This is a genomic window from Allobosea sp. P4_H5, from assembly GCF_056400825.1.
In genome coordinates this window covers 1-970 of the sequence record NZ_JBFUKM010000037.1, presented here as the reverse complement: position 1 = coordinate 970, position 970 = coordinate 1, and the positions used below count along the sequence as shown (strand labels likewise).

The 970-nt window shown below is 64.5% G+C and carries 2 protein-coding genes; both read right to left on the bottom strand.

Translation table 11 applies throughout. The annotated features are described in order from the left end of the window. Nucleotides 1–240 precede the first annotated feature (240 nt). Nucleotides 241–453, bottom strand: a complete 213-nt coding sequence (locus tag AC1DS0_RS30785; protein ID WP_476817996.1) for a hypothetical protein — start codon at nucleotides 451–453, stop codon at nucleotides 241–243. Between the two features lie 231 nt (nucleotides 454–684). Continuing rightward, nucleotides 685–970, bottom strand: a 286-nt coding sequence (locus tag AC1DS0_RS30780) for an autotransporter domain-containing protein (protein WP_476816904.1), incomplete at its 5' end; no start/stop codon positions are given.

The window sequence follows — 970 nt, the reverse complement described above, 5'->3', positions numbered from 1 at the left end:
GCAAGATCAACCGGGTCCTTCAGTGATGAAAATGGCATCTCCTCTCTCCGGAATGCATCACCAACGACGACAATTTATGCCGCTGGCGCTGGCCGGCAATATCAAAAGACAAAAGCCCCGCTGGCGCGAACCGGCGGGGCTTTGTGGGCCTCCGGCCCATCTGCACTGCCCAAAGGCAGGCACTACTTTGAATTCCGGCGCTTTAACGCGCAGATGCGCTGTTGGGTTCCAAGCCCGACGTCAAAGCTGCGAGGCTTGATACATCTCGACCGAACGTCTCGCCAGCTCATCCGCTTCTTGCACCGACGGCGCCAGGCTCGTCACGATGTATGCGAGCCTGAGGCGGTCCGTTTCTCCTGCATCAGGTTCAATCACCCTTATGGCCATCCATGCCGTTTCCAACGCCGTGGCGGCGCGAGCGAGGTCAGCCAGCTCCAGCGATGAAAAAGGCATGGGCTTCGCTGCCGTGGGTCGAATGCGGCTGATTTAAACAGCTTTAGATCGCTTAGGAAGGACGAAAAGGCCCGGCCCCGCCGTAGGGAGGCCGGGCCAGCTCAACAGGCAGGCAACAAGCCGAGCAGGCAGGAGCCGCTCGGCGGCCGGTTACGCCGGCCATGCGATCGCCGGGCATCGGCCCGGCAATTCGATCAGGGCGGCCTCGGGGCCCGCTCCATGATCTCCTGTTCAGAACCGCATCTCGACGCGTCCCTTGAGGGCGTGATCTCTGGAGCGCTCGCCGATTGTCGCGGAGTAGGTCAGGCCGAGCGCGGTGGCCTGCGAGATGCGCCAGTCGAGGCCGGCTCCCGCCACAAGTGCCTCGCGATCGATCCTGGCGGCGAAGACAGTGGCCGGGGTGGTGCCGGCGACGAAGGCGGTCCGGGCTTGCGGGGTGAGCTCGCCAAAACCGTGGCGCCAGCCGAGCATGGCCCGGGCGAACAGCGGCATCGCCCCGATCTGCGCCTCGGCCCGC